We start from the raw sequence: 26,521 nt of genomic DNA, 5'->3' as shown, positions 1-26,521 counted from the left end.
GCCGTCTCCGTGCCGCGCGGGCCGATGTGCCGGTCGGCGAAGTCCTCGGCGGCGGGCGTGTGCTCGACGCGCGTCGAGGCGACGATGTCGCCGGAGGCGTCCAGGTGCAGGACGGGGCCGCTGATCACGGCTGAGTGCAAGTCGGTCACGGGCTGCTCCGCAGGGTCGTCCGGTGGGGGCACCGGGACGGTGGGTGGGCTCCCCGCTCTGTCACCTGCGTTCGTGCGCGTGCACGCGTGCAGACCTGAGAGTTTTGCCTGCCCGAGGACAGACTTGCACCGTCGGTGGGACCTTGCCGGTCCGCTTTCCAGAGTTGCCTCGCCGTGGCGGTACAGGGGCCTGAGAGATTCCCGGGGAGGATTGCTCCTTCGGCGCCCCGCCGTCGTGCGCGGGAGCTCTCCCGCCGCGGTTCGAGCAGCGTGTGAAGTTGTGGGCTCAGCGTACCTGCCGGGGGTGTCGACCGGGCCTACCGTCCCAGCGCCCGGACCCGCAGCTCCTCGAGCCGCGCGACGAGCACCCGGAGGTCGCGGGCGGCCAGCACGCGGCCGCCGTTCGTGCGCCGGCGCGGCACGAGCAGCAGGTTCTGCCCGATCGCCGTGACGAGCATGATCGCGGGACGTGTGCCGTCGTTGGTGATCGAGCCGCGGGACTCGTCGATCGCGACGACCGACGACCAGGGGATCGCGACCAGGACCGCCGCCGTCGACCGCCGCCCGGTCCACAGCTCGATGCCCTGGTCGGACGGCACCACGGACAGGGACGTCGCAGCGGTCTTGCGCACCCTGGTCGGCGTGATCCCCGCGGCCGACAGCGCCGCATGCAGACCGCGAGCACCCCACGCCTCGACGACCTCCAGGCCCGGCCGGGCGGCCATGACCGCGCGGTGACGACCACCGGTCATCGACCTCGAGACCAACCCGCCGACGACGAACGCGACGAGGACGACCGCCAGCATCGCGCAGACGGCCGCCACGCCGGACAGGCCCTGCCGGTACGTCCGGAAGAAGAGGAAGGCCAGCAGCGCGGCACCGATGCCCCAGCGGATCAGCACGGCCTGGCGGTCGGCGGAGCGGTGCATCGCGTCGAGCTGCGCGAGGTGCTGAGCGTGCTGCGCGGCCGCGTAGCTACCCGGGTCGGGCTGCCCGTGGGCCTGCGGCGGGGAGTACGACGTGGGGTGCTGGACGTGCGGCTGCGGTTGGCCGTACGGCTGCGGCTGCGCGTGTGGCTGCTCATAGGGCAGCGGCCGGCCGTGGGTCGGCTGCGGCTGGCCGTAGGGCGGCTCGGCCGGGCGCTGGTTCGGGTCGCCCCAGTTGGACATGTGCGCGTTCCCCCCTGCAGGAGCCCTCCGCCGCGGGGCGCGGAGGGCGTGGACCGTGCCCGCGCCGAGCAGGATAGGGGCGACGATCGCCACGGCCGGCGACCGAGGGCGGGATTCATCAGGACGGCTCTCTCCTCGCCGCTCGTTAGGCTGGCGTGATGAGCCCCCCGTCGACCGACCGCGTCCCGGCGGTCGTCGTCGTGGTCTCCGACCGGTCCGCCGCCGGCACGCGGGCCGACCGGTCCGGGCCGCTCGCCGCGGGCCGGCTGCAGGCGAGCGGGTACACGGTGGCGCCGGTGGTCGTCGTCCCGGACGGCGCGGGGTCGGTCGAGGCTGCCGTGCGCGCCGCCGTCGACGCGGGCGCGCGGGTGGTGATCACCTCCGGCGGCACCGGCGTCGGTCCTCGCGACCGCACGCCCGAGGGCACGCGACCGCTGCTCGCCCACGAGCTCCCGGGCATCCCCGAGGCGATCCGACGGGTCGGCGCCGCGACCGTCCCGACGGCCGTCCTGTCGCGCGGGCTCGCGGGCGTCACCGCGGACGGGGCCGTCGTCGTCAACCTGCCCGGGTCGCCCGGTGGGGTCTCCGAGGGGCTCGACGTGCTGCTGCCGCTGCTCCCGCACCTTCTCGACCAGCTGCGCGGCGGTGACCACGGATGATCGCCCGCGTCGTCGACGAGCCCCTCGACCTGCTGTTTCACGTGGAACACGTCAGTGGTCCGCGGGCGGGTGCGGTCGCGACGTTCGTGGGGCTCGTGCGTAACCACGACCCGTCGGTCACCGGACGGGTAGTGGGGCTCGACTACTCCGCGCATCCCGATGCACCGGCCGTGCTGGCGCAGATCGCGTCGTCGTTCGCGGCCGACGACGACGTGCTGGGCGTCGCTGTGTCGCATCGGATCGGCCACCTGGCGGTCGGAGAGGCCGCGATCGTCGCGGCGATCGCCACCTCGCACCGGGCGGAGGCGTTCGACGTCTGCCGCGCCCTCGTCGAGAAGGTCAAGGCCGAGCTCCCGGTGTGGAAACGTGAGGTACTGGAGGACGGATCACACGTCTGGGTGGGGATGACATGACCTTGGTCGACCGGTTCGGGCGCGAGCACCGCGACCTGCGCATCTCGCTGACCGACCGCTGCTCGCTGCGCTGCACCTACTGCATGCCCGCCGACGGCGTCCCGTGGTTGGCGCGCTCGACCATGCTGAGCACGGACGAGATCGTGCACGTCGCCCGCGTGGGGGTGGAGCTCGGCATCACGGAGATCCGGCTGACGGGCGGCGAGCCGCTGCTGCGCGTCGACATCGTGGACGTGGTCCGTCGGCTCACCGCGCTGCACGGTCCGTCGGGCAGTCCCGAGGTCTCGCTGACGACGAACGCGCTGCGCCTGCCCGGGCTCGCCTCGCAGCTCAGGGACGCCGGACTGTCGCGCGTGAACATCAGCCTGGACACGCTGGACCGGCAGAAGTTCCTGCAGCTGACCCGCCGCGACAAGCTCGTCGAGACCCTGGCCGGGATCGCGGCGGCGGACGCCGCCGGACTGCACCCCGTGAAGATCAACGCGGTCGCGATGCGTGGGGTGAACGACGACGAGGTGGTGGCCCTGACCCGCTTCGCCGTGGACCGCGGGTACCAGATGCGGTTCATCGAGCAGATGCCGCTGGACGCGGGGCACACCTGGGACCGCGCCGAGATGGTGACGCAGGCCGAGATCCTGGGCCGCCTGCGTGAGGCGTTCACGCTCACCGAGGTGCCGGGCCGCGGCGCCGCGCCCGCCGAGCTGTGGACCGTCGACGGCGGACCCGAGACCGTCGGCGTCATCGCCTCGGTGACCGCGCCCTTCTGCGGCGCGTGCGACCGCCTGCGGCTCACGGCCGACGGGCAGCTGCGCGCGTGCCTGTTCTCGCAGACCGAGACGGACGTCCGCGAGCTGCTGCGGGGTGCGGAGCCCACCGACGGCTCGGCGATCGGCGTCGGTGCGGCGCAGGCGCTGCGCATCGGCACGAGCGCGGCCCCGCGGCCCGCGCCGATCCCGTCCGACGTCGACGAGGCGCTGGCCGAGGCCTACCGCCGCTGCCTGGCCGGCAAGAAGGCCGGCCACGACATCGACGACCCGTCGTTCCTGCAGCCCGACCGCCCGATGAGCGCGATCGGCGGCTAGCCGCCGGCGAACGGGGGGAGCACGTCGAGCGTCGCGCCGGCTCGCACCGGGTCGGGCCCGTCGACCCGGACGCCGTCGGCCAGCAGCGCGCAGCGGCCCAGCACCGCCGCGAGCGCGGGATGCGCGCCGATCATCGCTGCCCGCACCTGGTCGGCCGACCCCGCCTCGAGCTGCTCCGTGTCGACACCGGCGGCCTCCGCCGCGGCCGCGAAGTAGCGCACGCTGATCACTCCCACGCAGCGGCCCGCTCGTCGATCGCGGCGAGCAGGTGCTCGACGGCGGCCGGGTCCGTGCCGGCGGCCGCGAGGCCCGCGACGAACATGGTCACCGGGACCGCGGGTCTCGCGACCTGGTGCGCGACCCCGCTGGACACCTCGAGGATGCGGTCGATGTCGACGAGCTCACGGTCCACGCCGAGCGCCACGCAGAGCTGGTCGATCCAGACGGGCAGGTCGGCGCCCGGGGCGCGGCGCGGGTCGTCGGTCATGGGTCGATCCTCTCAGCCGTCAGTTCCGCGTCCAGTCGTGCGACGTCGGGCCAGGTGTCGGCGTCGGCGGCCGAGTCGTCGGTGTCGGGGACGTCCACCAGTGTCAGGCCGGTCGTCAGCGCGCGCATCGAGGCCCCGTGCACGGTCGGGAGCCGAAGCAGCGCCGCTGTCAGGGCGCTGGAGCGGTAGACCGCGACGAGGTGCTGCGGGTGTCCGTCCGGGCTGACCAGGCGCGCACCGTCCACGCCGTCGGCCGACGTCGCCGCGCGGAGGGCCGGGAGCGCGGCTCCGGCGCGGGGGATGTCGCAGGCCAGGACGACGACGTACTCGCTGGTCGACGAGAGGGAGGCCAGCGCCGCCAGCCCCGCTGCCAGCCCCGCGACCGGGCCGCCGTCGGGCGGGTCCTCGAGCACGGTCGGGATGCCGGGACGCGCCACCGACGGTGGTCCGACGACCACCACCCGGGAGGCATCGCTCACCGCCGCCAGGGCGTGGTCCAGCAGCGCCCGGCCGCCGACCACGACCTCCGGCTTGGACGGCCCGCCGAGGCGCGAACCCCGGCCACCGGCGAGGACGACAGCGTCGAACGCGGCCTCAGGCATCGTCCGGCCGCACCCAGTCGCCCGATTTCCCGCCGGACTTCGCCTCGAGCCGCACGTCCGCGATCCGCACCGACTTGTCGATCCCCTTGACCATGTCGACGACGGCGAGCGCGGCCACGGATACGGCGGTCAGCGCCTCCATCTCGACGCCCGTGCGGTCGGCGGTCCGGACGGTGGCGGTGATGTCGACGCCGTCGTCGGTGATCGTCAGGTCCACGACCACGCCGTGCACGCCGATCACGTGCGCGAGCGGGAGCAGCTCGGCCGTGCGCTTGGCGGCCGAGATGCCCGCGATCCGCGCGACCGCGAGCACGTCGCCCTTGGGCACCCCGCCGGAGCGCAGGGCCGCGACGACCTCCGGCCCGCAGACGACCCGACCCGACGCCGTCGCCGCGCGGACGGTCGGCTGCTTGGCGGTGACGTCGACCATCCGGGCGTGCCCGGCGCTGTCGAGGTGTGTGAACGGCTGGTCGCTCATGGCCTGACCCTCATCACTCGTACCCGATCGCCCACAGACACGGAGTCCACCGACGCGGGGATCACGGCGAGCCCCTCCGCCAGCGCGAGCCTCGCGACGAGGTGCGAGCCGGAGCCGCGTCCGGTGGCGCGCACGACGTGCGGGTGGCCGCCGTCCGACACGTACCGCACGGGCATGATCTGGGCGCGGTCAGGGGGCGTGGTCCAGGCGTCGTCGCTGATCGCGGTCGCGGTGGGCCGCTCGACGTCCGCGTGCCCGGCCATCCGGCGCAGCGCGGGCCGGACGAACATCTCGAACGAGGCGAACGAGCTGACCGGGTTGCCCGGCAGCGTGACGATCGGGATGCCGTTCGCCAGGCGCCCCAACCCCTGCGGCTTGCCCGGCTGCACGGCGACCCGGACGAACTCGACGTCGGGCTCGTCGGCCAGCGCGGCCTTGACCACGTCGTACGCGCCCATGCTCACGCCGCCCGAGGTGACGACGAGGTCGACGTCCTCGATGCCCAGCAGCAGCGCGTGCAGCGCGTCCGGGTCGTCGGCGACCGGCCCGAGCCGCACCGGGATGCCGCCGGCCTCCCGGACCGCTGCCGCGAGCAGCCACGAGTTCGAGTCGGGGAGCTGACCGCGCAGCAGCGGGGTCCCGGGCGCGACGAGCTCGTCGCCGGTCGACACGACCGCGACCCGCGGACGACGGTGCACGAGCGCCGACGCGCGGCCGACGGACGCGATCGCCGCGATGTGCGCCGGGCCGAGGGCCGTCCCCGCGGCGACGACGAGGTCGCCGGGGACGGCGTCCTCGCCGGCTCGACGGATGTGCGCGCCCTCCTCCGGCACGAGCGCGACGGACACCCACGACGTCCCGCCGTCGGTGTCCTCGACCGGCACGACCGCGTCCGCGCCGGCGGGCAGCGGCGCCCCCGTCATGATGCGGGCGGCCGTACCGGCGGTGACCTCAGGCTCCTCGTCGGAACCCGCCGCGAGCTCCGCGACCACCCGCAGCGTGGCGCCGGGGTAGATGTCGGCCGCGCGCACGGCGTAGCCGTCCATCGCCGAGTTGTCCCACCGGGGCAGGTACTCGTCGCTGCGGACGTCCTGTGCCAGGACCATCCCGTCCAGCTCGTCGAGCGCGCGCTCCTGCGCCGCGAGCGGCTCGGCGAGCGCCAGGGCTGCGGCGCGGTGGTCGTCGAGTGGTCGCACGGTCAGCTGGCTGCGTACCAGGCGAGGATGCCGCCGTCGAGGTTGCTCGCGTCGTACCCGAGCCCGCGCAGCACGCGCGCGGCGGTCAGGGAGCGCCCGCCGACCTGGCACTGCACGACGATCTCCTGGTCGCGCGGCAGGCCGTCCAGCGCCGAGCCGTCGAGCACGCTGCCGAGCGGGATCAGGACCGCCCCGGGGATCGCCCCGGCGGCGAACTCCTCCGGCTCGCGCACGTCGATGAGCAGGAAGTCGTCGGCGCCGGCCTCGCGGGCTACCAGTCGGGCCACGAGCTCGGGCGCGGTGGTGATCGGGACGTCGTCGGGCATGGTGCTCTCCTTGCGCGGGGGGGCGATGTGCTGCGTGCCGATGAGTGGGACCTCGGACCAGCGGCCGCGCAGCGCGTCGATCACGAGCACGCGGCCGAGCAGTGATTCTCCGGTGCCGGTGACCAGCTTGACCACCTCGGTCGCCATGACGGAGCCGACCTGCCCGCACAGTGCGCCGAGCACGCCGGCCTCCGCGCAGGACGGGACCTCGTCGGCGGCGGGCGGTTCGGGGAAGAGGTCGCGCAGCTGCGGACCGTGGCGCCCCCAGAACACGGTGGTCTGCGCGTCGAACCGCAGCACCGACCCCCAGACCTCGGGGAGCCCGAGCCGCACGCACGCGTCGTTGACCAGGTAGCGGGTGGGGAAGTTGTCCGTGCCGTCGACGACGACGTCGTACCCGCTCAGGATCGCGTCGACGTTCTGGCTGGTCAGCCGCTCGCCGTGCGTCGTCACGACGATGTCCGGGTCGAGCGCCGCGATCGACTCGGCCGCGCTGTCGACCTTCGCCCGGCCCACGTCCGCAGTCCCGTGGATCACCTGACGCTGGAGGTTGCTCACGTCCACGACGTCGTCGTCGACGATCCCGATCGTGCCGACCCCCGCCGCCGCGAGGTACTGCAGGACCGGCGCCCCGAGCCCACCGGCGCCGATCACGCACACCTTCGCGTTCCGCAGCCGTCGCTGCCCGTCGACCCCGAGCTCGGCGAGCAGCAGGTGCCGCGACCCGCGCGCGAGCTGCTCACGGGTCAGGGGCGGCCCGAGGGGGACCAGCGCAGGAAGCAGCACGACGACAAACCTACGTCGTGCGGTCGCGTCCCGGGGCCGCCGCTGGGAGCCTGCGGGGATGAGGCCGTTCGTGCTGCTCGCCACGCGCTCTCAGGACGACGCCGCCGACGGCGAGTACGCGGCGTTCCTGCGGTTCGGCGGGCTGGCCTCGGACGACCTGCTCCGGGTCCGGCTGGAGTCGACCACCATGCCCGACCTCGATCTGGACGGCCTGTCGGGCGTCTTCGTCGGGGGAAGCCCGTTCGACGCGAGTGCGTCGAGCAAGTCCGACGCACAGACCCGGGTCGAGGCCGAGATGTCCGTGCTGCTCGACGAGGTGGTCACGCGGGACTTCCCGTTCCTCGGCGCCTGCTACGGCGTCGGGACGCTCGGCGTGCACCAGGGCGGGGTGATCGACACGACGTACGGCGAGCCGATCGGTGCCGTGCCGATCACCCTCACCGACGAGGGCGTGGCCGACCCGCTGCTCGCCGGACTCCCGCGCCGGTTCGACGCGTACGTCGGGCACAAGGAGGCGTGCCGTGTGCTCCCCAGCACCGCGACGCTCCTCGCCTCGTCGCCCGCGTGCCCCGTGCAGATGTTCCGGGTCCGAACCAACCTCTACGCCACCCAGTTCCACCCCGAGCTCGACGTCGACGGCATCGTCGGGCGCATCCGCACGTACTCCGGGTACGGCTACTTCCCGCCGGCGGAGCTCGAGGAGGTCGTCGCGCGGGTCCGCGCCACGGACGTCTCCGTGCCGCCACGGATCCTCGCGGCGTTCGTCCGGCGCTACGCCCGCGCCTGACGAGCGCGACGACCTGTCGCCTGGGCGAGTGAATCTCGCCGAAGGCCGGCCGCGAAACGGTACGTCACGGTACATTTCCCCCGCCTCCGCCGCGGAGCGCACTCGTAGCAGGGGGTTGCTCACGTGAATCCGTCTCGTCCTGTCGTCCGCCGACTCGTCGCGTTCTTCACCGCCGTCGCGACGCTCATCGGCCTCGCCGCACTCGCCCCGGCGGTCGCCTCCGCCGACGACGCGCCCACGACGTTCAGCATCTCGGGGACGGTGACGGACGACACGGGTGCACCTGCAGCGGGCGTCACGGTGGACATCACTCCGCCCGCGCCGTTCAGCATCCCCGTGACGACGGACGCGAACGGCCACTACAGCGCGGCCGGGTTCCTCCCCGGCTCGTACACCGTGACGTTCGTGCCCCCGTTCGGCGGCCCCCTTCTGGGCGAGACGTACAAGGACGCCGCGAACTCCTGGACCGGTACTCCGGTCGTCGTGAGCACCGGCGACGCGACCGGCATCGACGCCTCGCTCGACCGTGCGAGCTCGATCGCCGGACGTGTCCTCGACGCCGACGGACACCCGGTCCCCGGGGTCGGCGTGACCATGAACTCGGCGGCGTTCTCGTACGCCGCGGCCACCACGGCTGCCGACGGCACCTACAGCGCGACCCGTCTGCGCGCCGGTGACTGGCGCATCTCGTTCACGGCACCCAACGGTTCGGCGTGGGTCTCGGAGCTGTACGACGACGCGCACACGCCCGACTCCCAGACCGTCGTGGCCCTGGCGCCCGGTACCGCGCTCACACTGAACGACGCGGTGCTCGCGCGCGGCAACGCCATCACCGGCCGGGTCCTCGCGCCGGACGGGTCGCCGAAGGCCGGCATCGAGGTGTGGGCGTCCACGCCGGACGGCTCGAACGGCGGCGCGACGACGGACGCCGACGGCATCTACGCGATCACGGGCCTGGCCGACGGGGACTACAGCGTCTACGCCCAGTCCGACTGGGCGGCCAACCTCGTCGGTGTCGTCTACCCCGGCGGGAGGGACTGGAACGCCGGCGAGGACGTGCACGTCGCCGGGGCGGAGACGGTCACGCTGCACGACCTGACGCTGATCGCCGGCGCGACCGTGACCGGGACCGTCTTCGGCCCTGACGGCACGCCCATGGCGCACGCGTTCGTCGACGCCTTGTCGGACACCGACCAGAACGGCGCGTACACGGGCAGCGACGGCTCGTTCTCGATCAACCTGCTGTCCCCCGGGACCTACCGTGTCTCCGCCCGGTCGGACTGGGGGGCCGCTGCGTCGATCGTGCAGACGTACTACGCCGCCTCTCCTGGCGAGACCCGCTTCAGCCAGGCGACCCCCGTCGTCCTTGCGGCCGGCGGGACGGCGGACGGCATCGCCATCCACACGAGCGCCAAGGGTTCCGCGTCGGTCACGCTCGTCGCGACCGCGGCTCACGCACCCGTGCTCGGCGAGCCGTTCAGCATCGACGTCACCGTGACCGGCGCCCAGGGCACGCCGACCGGTTCGGTGTGGGTCGGCAACTCGCTGGCCCGGACCGTCGTCTATGCCGACGCCGACCTCGTCGACGGACACGCGACGCTCACGTTCGACGCGATCGACCAGGGCACCTATCCGTGGGTCGACGTCTGGTACGTCGGAGACGCCACGTACGGCACGGGTGCGGCCATGGTGGACTACGTGCCCGGCGGCCCCGCACCGTCTATCGACTCCCTCGCACCGCCCACCGGCTCGGTCCTCGGTGGGCAGCAGGTGAGCATCTCGGGTTCGGGATTCGGACCGGACACCTCGGTCACGTTCGGCGGCGTCCCCGCGGCGGTCATGGTCGACGGACCGGGCTCGCTGGTCGCGACGGCACCCGCGCACGCCGCGGGACCCGTGGACGTGGTCGTGACGACGCAGGGTCGGACGAGCGCCCCGGCGACGTACACCTACGAGAAGGCGACGACGACGCTGGCGCTGATCGGTCCTGTCGGGCCGACGACCTCCGGCGCGGCCGCGTCGTTCGCCGCGACCGTCAGCAGCACCGCCGGAACCCCGACCGGCTCCGTCGAGTTCGTCGTCGACGGTGCCGCTCCCGTCGCCGTCCCGCTCGCGGGCGGGGTCGCGCAGCTCAGCACCACCGGCCTGGCGGTGGGTTCGCACACCGTGAGCGCCACCTACGCGGGCGACACCACCTACGCCACCTCGACGGCCCAGGTCGCCCACACCGTGACCGGCTCGACCGGAAAGCTCCCGGTCGTCGGTCGAGCCCTGCCGAGCACCGGCCTGACGACCGGCGGGAGCCTCACGATCGTGACGGGGAAGAACTTCGTCAAGGGCAGGACGACGGTCGCGTTCGGGTCCGTCGCCGCGACGAGCGTGACCGTCCTGAACAGCACGACGCTGCTCGTCGTCGTGCCCAAGCACGGTGCCGGCGCCGTCCACCTCACGGCCGCGACCCCGGCCGGCAGCTCGACCACCTGGGCGTCGTTCACCTACGTGGCGCCCCCGATCCGGCACCCGCTGCCGTGCCACGGGGTGCCACGCCGGTCCTGACGGCGCTCGACCCGGGGGGCGGGTGACGCCTAGAGCGTCGCCTGCCAGGCCACGATGCGCTCGATCGCCTCGCCGACCACCTCGACCGACGACGCGAACGACAGCCGGACCCACCTGCGCCCGTCGACGGGGTCGAAGTCGGTGCCCGGAGTCAGGGCCACGCCGGCCTCGTCGAGGAGCCGGGCGCACCACGTGATCGAGTCGAGGCCGCTGGCCGAGATGTCGGCGTAGAGGTAGAACGCCCCGTCGGCCGGGGCGATGCGCGTCCAGCCGAGCTCGGGCAGGCGCTCGAGGAGCAACGCGCGCGACGACGCGTAGCGGGCCACGTTCTCCCGCGCTGCGGCGTAGCCGGACGGGCTGAACGCGGCGACGCCGGCGTGCTGGGCGAGCGCGGGCGGGCAGAGGGCCACGTTGCCGGCGAGCGCACCCACCGCGGAGACGAGGTCGTCCGGGAGCACGAGCCAGCCCAGGCGCCAGCCCGTCATCGCCCAGTACTTGGAGAACGAGTTCACGACGACGGCGCCCTGCGCCAGGTAGGACGCCGCGGTCGGGGGCGTCGAGGAGTCGTAGGTGATGCCGTGGTAGATCTCGTCGCTGATCAGCCGGACGCCGTGCGCGCCGCACCAGTCGGCCAGCGCGGCGAGCTCGGCCGGGTCGATCATCGTGCCGGTCGGGTTGGCGGGAGAGGCGACGACGAGGCCGTCGATCGGCTGCGTCAGGGCTTCCAGCTGCGCGACCGTCGGCTGGTACCGCGTCTCGGGGCCGCAGGGCAGGGTGACGACCTCGCAGCCGAGCGCCGCCAGGATGTTCGCGTACGCCGGGTAGCCGGGCACGCCCAGCGCAACGCGGTCGCCCACGTCGAACGCGGCGAGGAACGCGAGCAGGAAGCCGCCCGACGACCCCGTGGTCACCGCGATCCGGCCGGGTTCGATGTCGACGTCGTACCAGTCGCGGTAGTGCTGGGCGATCGCCGCACGCATGCCCGGTGCGCCGAGGGCTTCGGTGTACCCCAGGTCGCCCGCGGTGAGCAGGTCGATCGCGCGCTGCCGCACGACCTCGGACGCACCCGTCGACGGCTCGCCGGCGCAGAGGTTGAGGATGTTCTCGCCCGCGGCCCGGCGGGCGTTCGCGGCAGCCAGGATCTCCATGACGGCGAACGGCGGGACGTGCGCGCGGGAGGCAACCTTCATGGAGCCATGGTGGCGCACGAGCGACCGACATCACGTCCCCGTCGGAAACACGGGCGCGGTCCGCCCCGTTGCCAGAGGTATGCGAGCCATCACCTACTCCCGCTACGGCGACGCCAGCGTGCTCGGTCTCACCGAGCTCCCCACCCCGAAGGTCGGCCCCGACAGCGTCCTGGTGCGCGTGCGCGCCGCCTCGGTCAACCCGGTCGACTGGAAGGTCCGCGCGGGCTACCTGGACCCGATCATGGACGTGACCTTCCCCGCGGTCCCCGGATGGGACGTCGCCGGGGTCGTCGAGCGCGTCGGCCTGGACACCCCGGAGCTGCGGGTCGGCGACGAGGTCTACGGCTACGTCCGCCGCGACTGGGTGCAGGGCGGGACGTTCGCCGAGCTCGTCGCGGCGCCCGTGCGCACCCTGGCGCGCAAGCCGGCCACGCTGACGTTCGAAGAGGCCGCCGCGGTCCCGCTCGCCGGGCTCACCGCGTACCAGGCGATCCGCCGGTCCGGTGTCGCCTCCGGGCAGACCGTGCTCGTGCTGGCCGCCGCGGGCGGGGTCGGCGCGTTCGCGGTGCAGATCGCCCGGTCGCTCGGGGCTCGCGTCATCGGCACAGCGTCCGAGCGCAACCACGAGTACCTGCGCGGCCTGGGTGCCGAGCCGGTCGTGTACGGCGAGGGTGTCGTGGAGCGTGTGCGCGCGCTCGCACCGCACGGCGTCGACGTGGTGCTCGACTTCGGCGGCGACGACCTCGTGCCCACCGCCCGGGGCGTGCTGGCCGCCGACGGCGTGGTGGCCTCCGTCGTCGTCGCCGCGGCACGCGAGGAGCTCGGCGGCCACTACGTCTGGGTCCGACCGGACCACGACGACCTGGACGCGCTGACGGCACTCATCGATGCCGGCACGGTGAACGTCGAGGTGGCTGAGGTCTTCGAGCTCGCCGACGCCGCGGATGCCCATCGCGCCAGCGAGACGGGCCACGTGCGGGGCAAGATCGTCGTCCGCGTCGCCTGACGCCCGACCGGGCGGCCCGGCCTGCGGGCCGCGGCCGCCCGCGATCAGCTGTTGTCGACGACCGCGGCGTTCGCCGCGTCCGACTGGATGCGGGCGATCGCACCCTGCGCGTTCGCCTTCGTCGTGTAGCCCTCGCTGCTCGCGAGCACGTTGCCGTTCGTCGCGACGAGCCGGAACCGGAACTCGCCGGCCTTGTCCTTCCAGATCTCGAACTTCACGTCAGCCTCCGAGGTAGGACCGCCGGGTTCTGCACGGTCACGTTCAGTCTGGCGCGGGTCCCGGGCCCGCGCGCGGGGAGCCTTAGCCTCGGAACCGTGATCGTGGACTGCGCGCTGTACGCCGGGGGCCGACGCCTGCACCGTCTCGACGACCTGACCGTCGCGATGCGGGAGGCGGAGAAGGAGGACGGCTTCGTCTGGATCGGCCTGCACGACCCGACGCAGGAGGAGTTCGCCGCGCTCGCCGAGGCGTTCGAGCTGCCCGAGCTGGCCATCGAGGACGCGATCGCGTCCCACCAGCGGCCCAAGCTCGACCGCTACGGGTCGCTGACGTTCGCCGTGGTCAAGCCTGTGTTCTACGTCGACCACGTCGAGGTGGTCGAGGTCAGCGAGCTCGCGATCTTCGTCGGCCACCGCTTCGCCATCGTCGTCCGGCACGGCGTCACGACGATCCCCGCGCAGGTGCGCGAGGCGCTCGAGGGCGACCCCGAGATGCTCCAGCACGGTCCCGCGGCGGTGCTGCACGGCATCATGGACAAGGCCGTCGACCAGTACCTCGACGTCACCGCCGCGATCGAGGTCGACCTCGACGAGATCGAGGACCAGGTGTTCGGTGACGACCCGAGCAGCGACCACGCCGAGCGCATCTACAAGCTCAAGCGCGAGGTGCAGCAGTTCCGCAGGGCCGTCGTCCCGCTCGTCGGCCCCCTGACCCGGCTCGCCGACGAGACCGTCCCGAACATCCCGGCATACGCGCGGCCCTACTTCCGCGACGTGCAGGACCACGCGCTGCACGCCGCCGAGCTCGTCGAGGCCGCCGACGCCCTGCTCACCAACGTCATGCAGGCCGACCTGGCGCAGGTGAGCATGGAGCAGAACCGGGTCGGCATCCAGCAGAACTCCGACATGCGCAAGATCTCGTCGTGGGCGGCCATTGCGATCGTCCCGACCGCGGTCGCCGGCATCTACGGCATGAACTTCGACGTGATCCCCGGGTCGGGTGCCCCGTACGGGTTCTACGTCGTCGTCGGGGGCATCGGCGTCATCTGCGTGGCGCTGTACATGGCGTTCCGCCGCAACCGCTGGCTCTAGAGCACGCCGCGCACGTACGCGACGACGCCGTCGGCCGCCGCCTCGACCTGCGCGAGGCAGGCCTCGAAGTCCGCGGCGCCGCCGTACCAGGGGTCGTCGACGTCGAGCGCGTGCTCGGCCCGGCCCACGGGCGCATCCGGGTCGAACGACCGGTACATGCGCACGTCGGCGTCGCCGAGCTGCCGCAGCGCCCGCGCGTGCGCGGACGTCATCGCCAGGACGAGGTCGTGCGACGGCAGGTCCGAGGCGCGCACCCGTCGGGCGTGGTGGCCGTCGGCCGGGTCGTACCCGTGCGCGACGAGCACCGCCCGCGCGCGCCGGTCGATCGGGTTGCCGTGCTCCTCGTCGCTGATCCCCGTCGAGTCGACGACGACGCGGTCGCCCAGGCCTGCGGCGGCGAACCGGTCGCGCAGCACCACCTCGGCCATCGGTGAGCGGCAGATGTTTCCCGTGCAGACGACCATCACGGCGTAGGGCTGAGGCACGCTCGATCGTCGCACGACGTGCCGACACGATTCCTCACATCGCACGGACGTCGTCGCATCTGGGGGTTGAGACGCGACATAGACGCGATATACTCTGAGTCGAGCATTCGGAATCGGACGATACGCGTCGGAGGTGGCGGGCATGGCGGCACGATCGCGGAGCAACCCCCTTGCCCTCGCCGTCCTCGCGCTCCTGTGGGAGCGGCCGATGCACCCGTACGAGATGTCGATGACCCTGCGCGAGCGGCGCAAGGACGAGTCGGTGAAGCTCAACTTCGGCTCGTTGTACTCGGTCGTCGACTCCCTGGTGAGGCACGGGCTGATCGAGGCCGCGTCCACCGAGCGCGACGGCAACCGGCCCACGCGCACCGTCTACCGGCTCACCGACTCCGGCGCGACCGAGGCCATCGACTGGCTCACCGACCTGGTCCGCACGCCCGCCAAGGAGTTCCCGCAGTTCGAGGCCGCGCTCTCGTTCCTGCCCCTGCTGGGTCCCGACGACGTCGTCCGGCTGCTGCGGTTGCGACAGGCGACGCTCGAGCGTTCGCTGAGCACCCTGCGCGCCGGCATCGACGAGTCCGCCGCGATGGGCCTGCCCGCGATCTTCACGCTCGAGAGCGCCTACGAGATCGCCATCCTGACCGCAGAGCACGGCTTCGTCGTGGGGCTCGCGACGAGCATCGCGGACGGCTCGTTCGACGGCGTGCACCTGTGGCGCGAACTGCACGAACGCACCCTGGCGGGCGGGCGCCTGACCCCCGACGAGCTGGCCGAGGCGCTCGCCTCCTACACGTCCTCGCCGCCCTAGATCTCGCGCTCACCCGAGCGCGAAGAAGGTCGGCCCAGGTGCTGGAACACCCGGGCCGACCACCACGAACCGACCGAGACCCGCAAGGGCACCTGTGCGATCCGCTGCACACCCAGCATAGGTGGCTCCTCGGTCGGCCCATCCGCCGGTGCAAGAACCGGCTCGACCCGAAGGCAGTCCCATGCCCCAAGACACAGCCGTCGACGCGCTCGACCTGGTCAAGACCTACCCCGGCGGCCGCGGCCGACCGGACGTGCGGGCCCTCGACGGGCTCACTCTCTCCATCCCCGCCAGCACCGTGCACGGGCTGCTCGGCCCCAACGGCGCCGGCAAGTCCACCACCACCAAGGTGCTCACCACGCTCGCCCGGGCCACGTCCGGCACCGCGCGCGTGGCCGGCCACGACGTCGTCCGTGACGCCGCCGCGGTCCGGCGGGCCATCGGCTACGTGTCCCAGGGGACCGGCGCCGACCCGCTGCTCACCCCGCGCGAGAACCTCGTGATGGCCGCGCGGCTTCGCGGGTTGTCGCGGTCGTCGTCGGCCTCCAGGGCCGCAGTCCTCGTCGACCGCTTCGGGCTCGCCGAGTTCGCCGACCGCGGCGCCGGCAAGCTCTCGGGCGGCACGCGCCGCAAGCTCGACGTGGCCCTGGGGCTCGTCGGGACCCCGTCCGTGCTGTTCCTCGACGAGCCCACCACCGGCCTGGACCCTGAGGCCCGCTCCGCGATGTGGGCCGAGATCCGGCGGCTGGCCGGCGAGGACGAGCTGACCGTCGTGCTCACCACGCACTACCTCGAGGAGGCCGACCGGCTGGCCGACGGCCTGACCGTCGTCGACCGCGGTCGGGTCGTGGCCGCCGGGTCGCCGGAGGCGCTCAAGGCGACGCTCGAGGGCGACACCCTGTCCGTCGACCTCGTCGAGCCGGATGCCGCTCTCGTGCGGGACGTCGCGTCGTCCGTCGCGCTCCTGCGCGACGTCTCCGTGCACGTCGAGGGGCCCACCGGTCGCCTCGTCGCGCGCACCTCCGACGGGCCCGCCGCCGTGGGCGCCGTCATCGCCGCCCTGCAGGCCGCAGGCATCCGGCACGGCGCCGTCGGCGTCTCCCGTCCCACCCTCGACGACGTCTACCTGGCCTTCGCGGGCCGGTCGTGGACGTCCGCGCCCGAGCTGGAGGTCGCTCGATGAGCACCACCGCGTCCTGGGTCACCCAGACCTCGCAGGTCACCCGTCGCTGGACCGTCGACGGGTTCCGTCAGCCGTGGGGCCTCGGCGTGGCGATCATCCAGCCGGTGATCTGGCTGCTGCTGTTCGGCAACGTGTTCTCGTCGGTCGCGACGGTCCCCGACTTCGGCTCCGAGGACTACATGACCTTCCTGGTGCCGGGCATCCTCATGATGACCGTCCTGTACTCCGGCGCCTGGGCGGGCACCGGCTTCATCGACGACATCCGCTCCGGCGTGATGGATCGCATGCTCACCTCGCCGGTGCACCGCTCGTCGCTCGTGGCCGGTCAGCTGGTGCAGCAGCTGATGATCTGCTTCGTGCAGGGGCTGTGCGTGCTCGGGATCGGGTTCCTGGCCGGCGCGTCCTACGACGGCGGGGTGCTCGGTCTCCTCGTCGCGCTGGGCGCGTCGATCCTGCTCGCCGCCGCGTTCTGCTCGCTCTCGGCGGCGGTCGCGCTGCTCGCCCGCGACCAGACCGCCCTCATCGGCATCTCGACGATCATCGTGCTGCCTGCGACGTTCCTGTCGACGGCCCTGATGCCCGCGTCGCTGCTGCCGTCCTGGGTCGAGACGGTCTCCCAGCTCAACCCCCTGACCTGGGCCGTCGAGATCGCCCGCACCGCGATGTCCCCGGCGGTGGACTGGTCCGTCGTCGGAACCCGCGCCCTGTGGCTCGCGGCCCTCGCGGCTGTGGTCGCCTGGTGGTCGGTCCGCGCCATGCGCACCTACCAGCGCTCGCTGTAGAGCAGAACGTCTGCACCGACAGCAACGTCCGCACTCGTGGAGGTCAGAGGCCCCACGAGTGCGGACGTTGCGGGTGGGTCAGTGGCTCGTCGTGCGGCCGAAGTGGAACTTGGCCGTGGCAGGGGAGCTGGGCCAGCGGCTGGTGACCACCTTGTTGCGCGTGTAGAAGCGGACCGCCTCGGGGCCGTAGATGTGGCTCTCCCCGAACAGCGAGTCCTTCCACCCGCCGAACGAGTGCCAGCCGACGGGCACGGGGATGGGCACGTTGATGCCGATCATGCCCACGTGCACGGCCCGCTGGAACGTGCGAGCGGCGTCGCCCGAGGACGTGAAGATCGCGGTGCCGTTGCCGTACGGGTTGGCGTTGACCAGGGCGATCGCCTCGTCCAGGTCGGCCACCCGGAGCACGACCAGCACCGGCCCGAAGATCTCCTCGGCGTACGCGCGCATGTCGGTGGTGACACGGTCGAGCACCGTGGGGCCGACGAAGTAGCCGCCCTCGAACCCGTCGACCGTGTGCCCGCGACCGTCCACGAGCGCCCGGGCACCCGTGGAGACCGCGTCCGTGACGATCTCCTCGATCCGCAGCTGCGCGGCCTTGGTGATCACGGGACCCATGTCGCTGTTCGGGTCGTTGCCCGGCGCGACGCGGACCTTCTCCGCGGCCGCCTTCAGCCGCTCCAGCAGCGCGTCGGCCACGTCGTCGACGACCAGCGCCACCGAGATCGCCATGCACCGCTCGCCGGCGGCGCCGAACGCCGCACCGGTCAGGTGCGTCGCGGCGAGGTCCAGGTCGGCGTCGGCCAGGACGACCGCGTGGTTCTTCGCGCCGCCCAGGGCCTGCACGCGCTTTCGATGAGCGGTCGCCGTCGCATAGACGTGCTGCGCGATCGGGGTCGAGCCGACGAACGAGACCGCCGAGACGTCCGGGTGCGTGAGCAGCCCGTCGACGGCCACGCGGTCTCCCTGCAGCACGGAGAAGACCCCGTCGGGAAGCCCGGCGGCCTTCCACAGGCGGGCCAGCAGGAGGGACGACGAGGGGTCGCGCTCCGACGGCTTGAGCACGAACGCGTTGCCGGTCGCGATGGCCATGGGCGACATCCACAGCGGGACCATCGCGGGGAAGTTGAACGGCGTGATGCCCGCGACGACGCCGAGCGGCTCCCGGAACGAGAACACGTCGACGCCCGTCGCGGCCTGGTCGGTGTACTCGCCCTTGAGCAGCTGCGGGATGCCGCAGGCGTACTCCACGACCTCGAGCCCGCGGCCCACCTCGCCGAGCGAGTCGGCGATGACCTTGCCGTGCTCGGCGGTGATCGTCGCGGCGAGCTCGTCGGTGTGCGCGACGAGCTGCTCCCGGAACGCGAACAGCACGCCGGCCCGCTTGCCGATGGGCTCCTGCGCCCAGGCTGCCGACGCCGCGAGCGCCCCGGCGACGACCGCGTCGACCTCGGCCTGGTCGGCCAGCAGGACGCGACCCGACACCTCCCCCGTCGCGGGGTTGTGGACGTCCTGCGTCCGGGAGCCGTCGGGCGTCGTCACCTGCCCCCCGACGACGTGACCGATGAGAGGTGCGGTATCGACGAGCGCGGACATGACAGCCTCTTTCGTGCTGATGGCGACGGGGTACGCCGGACCGATCCAATCTATCCCCGCGCTGCAAGCGACCCGCCGCCGCGGCGTCCGGGGCGGGTGGTCAGTCGCGGGCCGTGAGGACCAGCGGGCCGTCCGGGGTGATGGCGACCGTGTGCTCGGCGTGGGCGGCCACGGAGCCGTCGGCGGTGCGGATGGTCCAGCCGTCGGGGTCGATCGTGTAGTCGTCGCCACCCGCCATGAACCACGGCTCGATCGCGATGACCAGGCCGGTCTTGAGCTTCTGCCCCGTGCCCGGGCGGCCGAGGTTGGGCACGTGCGGGTCCTCGTGCATGGTGCGCCCGACGCCGTGACCGCCGAAGTCCGCGTTGATCCCGTAGCCGCCGGCCCGCCCGATGGTCCCGATCGCCGACGACACGTCGCCCATCCGCGCGCCGTTGCGGGCCTTGGCGATGCCCGCGGCCAGGGCACGCTCGGTCGTCTCGATGAGCGCGGTCACCGACGGGTCCTGCGTGCCGATCTGGAACGTGAGCGCCGAGTCGGCCACCCACCCCTGCAGCTGCGCGGCGAAGTCGATGGACAGCACGTCGCCGTCGGCGAGCACGTAGTCCGACGGCAGCCCGTGCAGCGCGGCGTCGTTGACGGAGGTGCACAGGACGCCCGGGTAGGGCATCGCGCCGAACGAGGGGTGGTAGCCCAGGTAGACCGAGTGCGCGCCGGCGGCGTCGATCATCTGGTGTGCGTGCGTGTCGAGCTGCTTGAGGGTCATCCCCTCGCGGGCGACGTCACGCAGGGAGGACAGGACGCCGGCGACGAAGCGGCCGGCGGGACGCATGGCGTCGATCTGAGCGGGGTTCTTGAGGGCCACGGCCCCACCCTGCCACGGGCAGGCAACAGCCCGTGGGCCGGACCCCATCGAGGGGCCCTGCCGCGAGGGACGAGTTCGCGGCTCCCACGGGCTGCGGTGACTGCCATGGATTCGCTCGCCGACCGGTGGTCTGCGGGCGGATGCAATCCGTCCGAAAAACTGCTGCCGGGCGACTAGCCGGCAGTCACCTCACGCGTCCTCAGAGAAATCATGTCTTGGACCACCTCCTTCCCGTGTGACACGAACGTACGTCCGGTTGCCCGGGACTGCCAAGGGTTTTCTCCGGTGGCGAACCGGGGACCCCGTGGGAACCCTGGAGCGATGAGCACTCCACCGACCGCACCCTGGAACGACCACGCGGGCCGCCGGTTCTCGCTCTCGGCGACCGTCCTGGAGTCGCAGGACGCCAACGCGCTCGCGGACTTCTACCACCGGCTCCTCGGCTGGCCCGTGATCGCCGACGAGCCCGGTTGGGTCATGCTCCGCCCGCCCGGCGGCGGCAGCGGCCTCTCGTTCAGCTCGGACGAGGCGTACCGCCCGCCCGTCTGGCCGGCCACCGTCGACCACAACCAGATGCAGCTGCACCTGGACATCCGGGTCGACGACCTTGCGGCAGGGGTCGAGCACGCCCTCGCCACGGGCGCCCGCCTCGCCGCGTTCCAGCCGCAGGACGACGTCCGGGTCCTGCTCGACCCCGCCGGCCACCCGTTCTGCTTCTTCGAGAACTAGTCCCCCGAAGCAACGATCAAGCGGCGGCGCGCGCGTGCCGATGCACGGGCGTGAAGTACCCGACGACCGCACCGCAGCCCCCGGGCTGGTACCTCGACCCGAATGACCGGAACCAGCAGCGGTGGTTCGACGGCGCGGGCTGGTCGCACCACGTGCGGGCCACGACGGACGAGATCTCGCCGGTCGTGCCCGACGACGGCCGGACCGCGGGGCCCCGGCGTCGACCCGGCCGCAAGCGCACGGTGGCCGCGGTCCCGGCCGGGCTGGCGGTCGTCGTCATCGCCCTCAAGCTCGCGCTGCTCGTCACGAACCTGATCGACGACGCGCACCCGCACGCCAACGCACCTGCGGTCGTGCAGCAGCCCGTGCCCCCGGCCGCTGGCGAGCAGGCGCCGGCGCCCGCCGTCCAGGCGCCCGCCGTCCCCCTCCGGCGCGCCGAGCTCGAGCAGGAGATCGTGGCCGGGCTCGTCGCCGGCCTGGGCCCGACCGTCACGGCCACGTGCCCGGACACCGCGACCGTCATCGCGGGGATGGAGTTCCTCTGCACGGTGACCGCGGACGGCACCTGGGGCAGCGCGGACGTCGTCGTCGGCCCGGCGGGCACCTGGACCTGGACCTACCTGGCGGAGGCGTCCAGCATCCCGCCGCGCTGAAGCCACTCCGCGAACGTGATCCGGCCGGTCGCGTGGTCGGGCGCGAGGTGGCCGCCGTCGCGGTAGAGCTTGAGGGGTCCGACTGCGGGGATGTGCCAGATGCGCGCACGGCGCCCCGTCGCCGCCAGGTAGGTGCGCATCAGCTCGTCGACGGTGAGCACCTGCGGTCCACCCAGGTCGTCCACGCGACCCGCGGGTTCCGACGAGGCCAGCGCGGCGAGCCGCAGCGCCACCTCGCGCACGTCGACCGGCTGGTCGCTGATGCCGCGCGGCACCGGCGCGACGGGTCCCTGGGTCAGGGCGCCAAGTAGGAAGGCCACGAAGTCGTGGAACTGCGTGGCGCGCAGGATGGTCCACGGAAGGCCGCTGTCCTCGACGATCTCCTCGACCCGCAGCTTCGCCTGGTAGTAGGCGGTCGGGACGGCGTCGATGCCGACGATCGAGATGTAGACCAGGTGCGGCAGGCGCGCGGCGCGGCCGGCGAGCATCAGCTGGACGGCGGCGTCGAGGTCCTCCTCGGGCTTGCGCGGGTTGCTCGCGCAGTGGACGACCGCGGACACCCCGTCGAGCGCCTCGAGCAGGCCGTCACCGGTCAGCAGGTCGCCGACGACCCACTCGACCTCGTCGGGAACCGCGGGCGACCGCTCCTGGCGGCTGAGCACGCGGACCGCGCGTCCCGCGTCGAGGAGCGTGTGCACCAGGGCACGTCCGAGGGTCCCGGTCCCGCCGGTGACCAGCACCGGCCGATCGTCGTCGGTCATGCCTCGATCCTGGCCGATCCCGCGGGGCCGCCGCGAGGCCGGACGGGTCACACCGGCCGCGCCGCCCAGATGCTCTCGGCGAGCGCGGGGACCTTGGGCTTCGGCACCGTGACGGCGACGTCCTGGGGCTCGCCGTCGGTGAGCGTGATGCGCAGGCCGGTGGTGGTGCGCTTCTGCCAGGTCCGGACGTCGGCGGCGCTGGTGACTCCGGCGATCCGAGACCACGGGTAGGCGAAGACCTTGGTCTCCGCCGACTTGCCGGACCAGACCGAGATGCCGCGGGGTCCGTACACGAGGGTCGCCGAGACGCCGTTGGTGGTCCGCTCGCCGGCCGCCTTCAGGAGCGGCTCCTGCGTGGGTCCGGTGACGCACGGGACGAAGGTCGAGCCGGGGTGCGACTTCTCCAGCGCGGCCGAGCGCTTCCGGTTGGCGCGCTCGATGCTCCGGTTCGTCATGAACAGGGCAGCCGGGACGACGACGAACGTGATGACCACCAGTCCGGCGGCCGCGACGTTGCCCGTGGGCAGGATCAGGGCGAGCGCGATCGCGAGCAGGACGACGTCGATCGCGATCAGGACGAGCCAGCTGCGCTTGGTCACACGCGGACGGTACCCGAGTCGATCGCGTCGTAAGGAAACTTCGCGGCGGCCGCCTGGACGGAGGGCGGGACCGGGACGTCGGTGGACGGTTCCGGCACGCCCGCCACCAGAGCCAAGGGGAGCACGCCGGCCCACACCGCGCGGTCCTCGCCGTCGTCGGGCTCCTGCGAGGCGCCGTACGCCCGCACCTTCACGCTCGCGCGGTCCAGCCCGATGCGCAGGATCGAGGTGGCGGCGAGCTCCTTGCGGGTCGACGGACGGACCTCGTCCCACCGGCCCGGCATGAGGTGCTCGGAGACGACGAGCAGCGCGGCCTCCTTCTCGTCGGCCGGCACGGCGACCGCACGGCCGTGGACGACGACGCTGCGGTAGTTGGCCGAGCTGTCGAACACCGACCGCGCGAACACCAGGCCGTCGACGTGCGTCACCCCGACGGACACGTCGATGCCCTCGGGGGACAGGAACAGCCCGCCGCCGGTCGACCCGTGCAGGAGCAGCGTCTCGCCGTCGCGCGCGTAGAGGAACGGGATCACGACCGGCCGCCCGTCCCGCACGAACGCGACGTGCGCGACCAGCCCGGCGTCGAGGATCGCGTGCAGCTCCTCGCGCTCCGTGCGCTGGCGCTCGGGCAGGCGGCGGATGCGGGTCTGCTCGTCGATCGGGAGAGTCATGCGCCGAGGCTACTGACCGCCAGGACGCGGCCCGCCGGGATGTCCGACGGACCGCGCCCCAGGATCACGGACGCTCGACGAGGAACTGCGTGTACGCGGGGACCGTGAGGAACGTCGGGAAGTCCTCCGCGAGCGCGACCTGCGCGAACAGGTCGGCCGCGTCGTCGTACCGGTCCTGCGGGGTGCGCGGCAGCTCGGACAGGACCGCGAGCAGGACCGCGCGGACGCGGTCGGCGTCGATGCGGGTGCCCTCGGCCGTGACGATCTCCTGGTGCACCCACTGCCACACCTGCGAGCGCGAGATCTCCGCCGTCGCCGCGTCCTCCATGAGGTGGTCGATGGCGACCGCGCCGCTGCCGCGCAGCCAGGCCTCGAGATACCGGACGGCCACCGAGACGTTCGCGCGCAGGCCCGCATCCGTGACGGCACCCGGCTCGCCGCCGCCGGCCGAGGCGATGTCGAGCAGCTGCGCCGCGGTGACCCGGACGTCCGACCGCAGCACGTCGCGCTGGTCGACGCGGTCGCCGAGGGCCTCGTCGAACACCGCCCGAGCGACCGGGACGAGGTCGGGATGGGCCACCCAGGTCCCGTCGTACCCCTGGCCCGCCTCCCGCTGCTTGTCCGCGGTGACCTGGGCGAGCGCCAGCGACGTGACCTCCGGGTCCCGACGGTCCGGGATGAACGCGCTCATCCCGCCGATCGCCTGCGCGCCGCGCTTGTGGCAGGTCGCGACGAGCAGTTCGGTGTACGCCTTCATGAACGGGACGGTCATGGTCACCGCCGACCGGTCGGGCAGGACGAAGCGCGGACCGCGGGCGCGGAAGTTCTTGATGACGCTGAAGATGTAGTCCCAGCGCCCCGCGTTGAGGCCGGCGCAGTGGTCGCGCAGCTCGTAGAGGATCTCCTCCATCTCGAACGCCGCCGTGATGGTCTCGATCAGGACGGTCGCGCGGATCGCGCCGTACCGCAGGCCCAGGTAGGCCTCCGTGTAGCGGAACACCTCGTCCCACAGGCGCGCCTCCAGGTGCCCCTCCAGCTTGGGCAGGTAGAGGTACGGCCCGCGGCCCGAGTCGATCAGCGCCTGCGCGTTGTGGAAGAGGTACAGCCCGGCATCGACCAGGCTCGCCGACGTGGCACCGGTCTGGCCCGTGCGGTCCGTGAAGTCGAGGTGCTTCTCGGTCAGGTGCCAGCCGCGCGGTCGCATGACGATGGTCGGCGTCGTCGGCCCGACGCGGTACTCCTTGCCCTGGGGGCTGGTGAAGTCGATCCGGCCGCGGATGGCGTCCATGAGGTTCTTCTGGCCGCCGACGATGTTGGTCCACGTCGGGCTGGTGGCGTCCTCCAGGTCCGCCAGCCACACCTTCGCGCCCGAGTTCAGGGCGTTGACCGTCATCTTGCGGTCGGTCGGGCCGGTGATCTCGACGCGTCGGTCCTCCAGGCCGGGCCCGGGGCCGGCGACGCGCCAGGGCGGGTCGGCCCGGATGTGCGCGGTGAGCGGCAGGAAGTCCGGGTCGGCGCCGTTGGAGAAGCGCACCCGGCGGTTCTGGCGGCCCAGCAGCAGGTCGTGCCGCCGGCCCGCGAAGTGGGCGTGCAGGTCCGTGAGGAAGTCGAGCGCCTCGACGGTGAGGACCTCGTCGGTGCCGGGCACCGCCGGTCCGGTCGGTGTGGTCTGGGGTCGGAACAGCGCGGTCATGGTCATGGGAGTCCTCCAGGGTGGGTGTCGACGGCGCCCGGTATGGGCGTCGGCGCCCCGTGCAGCGGGCGCCGCCGCCGGGCAGGGGCGCCGCCGGCTGGTCAGTGGGTGAACTGGGCTGTCTCGGTGGAGCCGGCGAGCGCGAGGGTGGCGCTGCTCGGGGAGATCGCGGTGGCGACACGGTCGAAGTAGCCGGTACCGACCTCGCGCTGGTGGCGCGTGGCCGTGTAGCCGTCCGTCTCGGAGGCGATCTCGGCCTCCTGGAGCTCGACGTACGCGCTCATGCCCCGGGCGGCGTAGCCGTGGGCGAGGTCGAACATCGAGTGGTTGAGGGCGTGGAAGCCGGCCAGGGTGATGAACTGGAACACGTACCCGTGACCGGCCAGCTCCCGCTGGAACCGGGCGATCTGCGCGTCGTCCAGCTGCGAGCGCCAGTGGAACGACGGCGAGCAGTTGTAGGCGAGGAGCTTGCCGGGGAACCGGTCGTGCAGACGCTCCGCGAACTCGATGGCCAGCTTGACGTCGGGCGTCGAGGTCTCCACCCAGAGCAGGTCGGCGTGCGGCGCGTACGCCTCGGCCCGGGCCACGACGGGGTCCAGCCCGTTCCGCACCCGGTAGTAGCCCTCGACGGTCCGCTCCCCGGTGAGGAACTGCTCGTCGCGGGGGTCCACGTCCGAGGTCAGCAGGTCAGCGCCCAGCGCGTCGGTCCGGGCGACGACGATCGTCGGCACCCCGGCGACGTCCGCCGCGAGCCGCGCCGCCGAGAGGGTCCGCACGTGCTGCGACGTGGGGACGAGCACCTTGCCGCCCAGGTGACCGCACTTCTTCTCGGCGGCCAGCTGGTCCTCCCAGTGCACGCCGGCCGCGCCCGCCGCGATCATCGCGTGCATGAGCTCGTAGGCGTTGAGCGGTCCCCCGAAGCCCGCCTCGGCGTCGGCGATGATCGGCGCCAGCCACTCGCGGGTCCGGCGGCCGTTCTCGGCGAAGTCGATCTGGTCGGCCCGCAGGAGCGCGTTGTTGATCCTGCGGACGACGGTCGGCACCGAGCTGACCGGGTACAGCGACTGGTCCGGGTACGTCTGGCCGGCCTGGTTGGCGTCGGCGGCCACCTGCCAGCCCGAGAGGTAGATGGCCTCGAGCCCGGCACGGACCTGCTGGACGGCCTGGTTCCCGGTGAGCGCGCCGAGCGCCGGCAGCAGCGTTCGGGAGTGCAGGAGCTGCCACAGGCGCTCCGCCCCGCGCCGGGCGAGCGTGCTCTCCTCGCGGACCGACCCGCGCAGCGCCACGACGTCCTGCGCAGTGTGGACCCGCTCGATGCCCGCCCAGCGGGGGTCGAGGGCCCAGCTCGCCTCGAGCTCGCTCGCGGTCTGCGTCTGGTCGCCGGTGGTGCTCATCGTGATCCTCCATCTTTGGTGGTTCTTCTCGGCGGTTCTGCCTGACCTCTACGTTCGCGTGACCCGAGCGGTTCTTTCCCCGCCTGGAGGCCAGAAGATCGGCCGT

General features: G+C 73.0%; 29 protein-coding genes and 1 riboswitch. Of the genes, 12 read left to right on the top strand and 17 right to left on the bottom strand.

Going from position 1 to position 26,521, the window contains the following annotated elements; genetic code table 11:
• Nucleotides 1–317: 317 nt before the first annotated feature.
• A riboswitch (glycine riboswitch) is annotated at nt 318–413 on the bottom strand.
• 53 nt (nt 414–466) lie between these two features.
• On the bottom strand, nt 467–1,318 hold the full coding sequence (locus AC1DUE_RS02315; RefSeq protein ID WP_477037758.1) for a hypothetical protein: 852 nt from the start codon (nt 1,316–1,318) through the stop codon (nt 467–469).
• A gap of 158 nt (nt 1,319–1,476) precedes the next feature.
• Here AC1DUE_RS02315 and AC1DUE_RS02310 point away from each other — a divergent pair, with 158 nt between their 5' ends.
• The 3 genes from AC1DUE_RS02310 to moaA are packed head-to-tail and all read left to right on the top strand — an operon-like array spanning nt 1,477 to nt 3,472.
• On the top strand, nt 1,477–1,977 hold the full coding sequence (locus AC1DUE_RS02310) for a MogA/MoaB family molybdenum cofactor biosynthesis protein (RefSeq protein WP_477037757.1): 501 nt from the start codon (nt 1,477–1,479) through the stop codon (nt 1,975–1,977).
• Nucleotides 1,974–2,390 carry a molybdenum cofactor biosynthesis protein MoaE gene (locus AC1DUE_RS02305; protein ID WP_477037756.1) on the top strand — a complete coding sequence of 139 codons (417 nt, stop codon included), beginning with the start codon at nt 1,974–1,976 and terminating at the stop codon, nt 2,388–2,390. The genes AC1DUE_RS02310 and AC1DUE_RS02305 overlap by 4 nt, the downstream gene beginning before the upstream one ends.
• The gene (moaA, locus tag AC1DUE_RS02300) at nt 2,387–3,472 is read left to right on the top strand and encodes a GTP 3',8-cyclase MoaA (RefSeq protein WP_477037755.1); all 1,086 of its coding nucleotides are present in this window, start codon (nt 2,387–2,389) and stop codon (nt 3,470–3,472) included. Before AC1DUE_RS02305 ends, moaA begins: the two co-directional genes overlap by 4 nt.
• On the opposite strand, the gene AC1DUE_RS02295 is transcribed toward moaA, so the two are convergent.
• Genes AC1DUE_RS02295 through moeB form a run of 6 tightly spaced genes read right to left on the bottom strand, consistent with a single transcriptional unit; the run spans nt 3,469 to nt 7,347 of the window.
• Nucleotides 3,469–3,702, bottom strand: coding sequence for a MoaD/ThiS family protein (locus AC1DUE_RS02295; protein ID WP_477037870.1), 234 nt, complete (start codon nt 3,700–3,702; stop codon nt 3,469–3,471). The genes moaA and AC1DUE_RS02295 overlap by 4 nt on opposite strands.
• Complete coding sequence (locus tag AC1DUE_RS02290) at nt 3,699–3,959, bottom strand: DUF6457 domain-containing protein (protein ID WP_477037754.1); 261 nt, start codon at nt 3,957–3,959, stop codon at nt 3,699–3,701. Before AC1DUE_RS02290 ends, AC1DUE_RS02295 begins: the two co-directional genes overlap by 4 nt.
• Nucleotides 3,956–4,561 (bottom strand): molybdenum cofactor guanylyltransferase, encoded by a 606-nt coding sequence (mobA, locus tag AC1DUE_RS02285; protein WP_477037753.1) that lies wholly within the window; start codon nt 4,559–4,561, stop codon nt 3,956–3,958. Before mobA ends, AC1DUE_RS02290 begins: the two co-directional genes overlap by 4 nt.
• Entirely contained in the window at nt 4,554–5,039 is a 486-nt protein-coding gene (moaC, locus tag AC1DUE_RS02280; RefSeq protein ID WP_477037752.1) for a cyclic pyranopterin monophosphate synthase MoaC, read from the bottom strand. The genes mobA and moaC overlap by 8 nt, the downstream gene beginning before the upstream one ends.
• Nucleotides 5,036–6,235, bottom strand: coding sequence for a molybdopterin molybdotransferase MoeA (locus AC1DUE_RS02275; protein ID WP_477037751.1), 1,200 nt, complete (start codon nt 6,233–6,235; stop codon nt 5,036–5,038). The genes moaC and AC1DUE_RS02275 overlap by 4 nt, the downstream gene beginning before the upstream one ends.
• 2 nt (nt 6,236–6,237) lie before the next feature.
• Nucleotides 6,238–7,347 (bottom strand): molybdopterin-synthase adenylyltransferase MoeB, encoded by a 1,110-nt coding sequence (gene moeB, locus AC1DUE_RS02270; RefSeq protein ID WP_477037750.1) that lies wholly within the window; start codon nt 7,345–7,347, stop codon nt 6,238–6,240.
• Between the two features lie 58 nt (nt 7,348–7,405).
• On the opposite strand from moeB, the gene AC1DUE_RS02265 reads away from it, so the two are divergent.
• Together AC1DUE_RS02265 and AC1DUE_RS02260 are read left to right on the top strand one after the other, a co-directional pair.
• The gene (locus tag AC1DUE_RS02265) at nt 7,406–8,134 is read left to right on the top strand and encodes a glutamine amidotransferase (protein WP_477037749.1); all 729 of its coding nucleotides are present in this window, start codon (nt 7,406–7,408) and stop codon (nt 8,132–8,134) included.
• 123 nt (nt 8,135–8,257) lie between these two features.
• Complete coding sequence (locus AC1DUE_RS02260) at nt 8,258–10,690, top strand: carboxypeptidase regulatory-like domain-containing protein (protein ID WP_477037748.1); 2,433 nt, start codon at nt 8,258–8,260, stop codon at nt 10,688–10,690.
• A gap of 29 nt (nt 10,691–10,719) precedes the next feature.
• On the opposite strand, the gene AC1DUE_RS02255 is transcribed toward AC1DUE_RS02260, so the two are convergent.
• On the bottom strand, nt 10,720–11,880 hold the full coding sequence (locus AC1DUE_RS02255; RefSeq protein WP_477037747.1) for a pyridoxal phosphate-dependent aminotransferase: 1,161 nt from the start codon (nt 11,878–11,880) through the stop codon (nt 10,720–10,722).
• A gap of 79 nt (nt 11,881–11,959) precedes the next feature.
• Between AC1DUE_RS02255 and AC1DUE_RS02250 the strand changes: the two genes are divergently transcribed.
• Nucleotides 11,960–12,886, top strand: a complete 927-nt coding sequence (locus tag AC1DUE_RS02250) for an NADP-dependent oxidoreductase (protein ID WP_477037746.1) — start codon at nt 11,960–11,962, stop codon at nt 12,884–12,886.
• Nucleotides 12,887–12,930: 44 nt separating this feature from the next.
• Here AC1DUE_RS02250 and AC1DUE_RS02245 read toward each other — a convergent pair whose 3' ends face one another.
• A complete protein-coding gene (locus AC1DUE_RS02245) occupies nt 12,931–13,104 on the bottom strand; it encodes a YegP family protein (protein ID WP_477037745.1) in 174 nt (57 codons plus the stop codon).
• Between the two features lie 96 nt (nt 13,105–13,200).
• Between AC1DUE_RS02245 and AC1DUE_RS02240 the strand changes: the two genes are divergently transcribed.
• A complete protein-coding gene (locus tag AC1DUE_RS02240; RefSeq protein WP_477037744.1) occupies nt 13,201–14,196 on the top strand; it encodes a magnesium and cobalt transport protein CorA in 996 nt (331 codons plus the stop codon).
• Here AC1DUE_RS02240 and AC1DUE_RS02235 read toward each other — a convergent pair.
• On the bottom strand, nt 14,193–14,660 hold the full coding sequence (locus AC1DUE_RS02235) for a low molecular weight protein-tyrosine-phosphatase (RefSeq protein ID WP_477037869.1): 468 nt from the start codon (nt 14,658–14,660) through the stop codon (nt 14,193–14,195). The genes AC1DUE_RS02240 and AC1DUE_RS02235 overlap by 4 nt on opposite strands.
• 163 nt (nt 14,661–14,823) lie before the next feature.
• On the opposite strand from AC1DUE_RS02235, the gene AC1DUE_RS02230 reads away from it, so the two are divergent.
• From AC1DUE_RS02230 to AC1DUE_RS02220, 3 genes are all read left to right on the top strand, one after another.
• Nucleotides 14,824–15,489, top strand: coding sequence for a PadR family transcriptional regulator (locus AC1DUE_RS02230; RefSeq protein WP_477037743.1), 666 nt, complete (start codon nt 14,824–14,826; stop codon nt 15,487–15,489).
• Between the two features lie 181 nt (nt 15,490–15,670).
• Nucleotides 15,671–16,672 carry an ATP-binding cassette domain-containing protein gene (locus tag AC1DUE_RS02225; RefSeq protein ID WP_477037742.1) on the top strand — a complete coding sequence of 334 codons (1,002 nt, stop codon included), beginning with the start codon at nt 15,671–15,673 and terminating at the stop codon, nt 16,670–16,672.
• On the top strand, nt 16,669–17,454 hold the full coding sequence (locus AC1DUE_RS02220) for an ABC transporter permease (RefSeq protein ID WP_477037741.1): 786 nt from the start codon (nt 16,669–16,671) through the stop codon (nt 17,452–17,454). The genes AC1DUE_RS02225 and AC1DUE_RS02220 overlap by 4 nt, the downstream gene beginning before the upstream one ends.
• Before the next feature lie 78 nt (nt 17,455–17,532).
• On the opposite strand, the gene AC1DUE_RS02215 is transcribed toward AC1DUE_RS02220, so the two are convergent.
• Both AC1DUE_RS02215 and map read right to left on the bottom strand, forming a co-directional pair.
• Nucleotides 17,533–19,050 carry a CoA-acylating methylmalonate-semialdehyde dehydrogenase gene (locus AC1DUE_RS02215; RefSeq protein WP_477037740.1) on the bottom strand — a complete coding sequence of 506 codons (1,518 nt, stop codon included), beginning with the start codon at nt 19,048–19,050 and terminating at the stop codon, nt 17,533–17,535.
• 100 nt (nt 19,051–19,150) lie between these two features.
• Nucleotides 19,151–19,915, bottom strand: a complete 765-nt coding sequence (gene map, locus AC1DUE_RS02210) for a type I methionyl aminopeptidase (RefSeq protein WP_477037739.1) — start codon at nt 19,913–19,915, stop codon at nt 19,151–19,153.
• 321 nt (nt 19,916–20,236) lie between these two features.
• On the opposite strand from map, the gene AC1DUE_RS02205 reads away from it, so the two are divergent.
• Complete coding sequence (locus AC1DUE_RS02205) at nt 20,237–20,644, top strand: VOC family protein (RefSeq protein WP_477037738.1); 408 nt, start codon at nt 20,237–20,239, stop codon at nt 20,642–20,644.
• 50 nt (nt 20,645–20,694) lie between these two features.
• The gene (locus AC1DUE_RS02200) at nt 20,695–21,297 is read left to right on the top strand and encodes a DUF2510 domain-containing protein (protein WP_477037737.1); all 603 of its coding nucleotides are present in this window, start codon (nt 20,695–20,697) and stop codon (nt 21,295–21,297) included.
• Here the strand turns inward: AC1DUE_RS02200 and AC1DUE_RS02195 are convergent.
• The 5 genes from AC1DUE_RS02195 to aceA all read right to left on the bottom strand — a co-directional run bounded on the left by AC1DUE_RS02195 (nt 21,261) and on the right by aceA (nt 26,415).
• Nucleotides 21,261–22,058 (bottom strand): SDR family oxidoreductase, encoded by a 798-nt coding sequence (locus tag AC1DUE_RS02195; RefSeq protein ID WP_477037736.1) that lies wholly within the window; start codon nt 22,056–22,058, stop codon nt 21,261–21,263. The two genes, AC1DUE_RS02200 and AC1DUE_RS02195, sit on opposite strands and share 37 nt — an antisense overlap.
• Nucleotides 22,059–22,105: 47 nt before the next feature.
• A complete protein-coding gene (locus AC1DUE_RS02190) occupies nt 22,106–22,657 on the bottom strand; it encodes a hypothetical protein (RefSeq protein ID WP_477037735.1) in 552 nt (183 codons plus the stop codon).
• A complete protein-coding gene (locus tag AC1DUE_RS02185) occupies nt 22,654–23,328 on the bottom strand; it encodes a pyridoxamine 5'-phosphate oxidase family protein (protein ID WP_477037734.1) in 675 nt (224 codons plus the stop codon). Before AC1DUE_RS02185 ends, AC1DUE_RS02190 begins: the two co-directional genes overlap by 4 nt.
• A gap of 64 nt (nt 23,329–23,392) precedes the next feature.
• A complete protein-coding gene (gene aceB / locus AC1DUE_RS02180; protein ID WP_477037733.1) occupies nt 23,393–25,027 on the bottom strand; it encodes a malate synthase A in 1,635 nt (544 codons plus the stop codon).
• Nucleotides 25,028–25,122: 95 nt separating this feature from the next.
• Complete coding sequence (gene aceA / locus AC1DUE_RS02175; protein WP_477037732.1) at nt 25,123–26,415, bottom strand: isocitrate lyase; 1,293 nt, start codon at nt 26,413–26,415, stop codon at nt 25,123–25,125.
• Nucleotides 26,416–26,521 lie beyond the last annotated feature (106 nt).

This window comes from Cellulomonas sp. P4_A2, from assembly GCF_056402515.1.
Note: the sequence above shows the minus strand (reverse complement) of the source record. Positions and strands in the feature narration are given on the sequence as shown.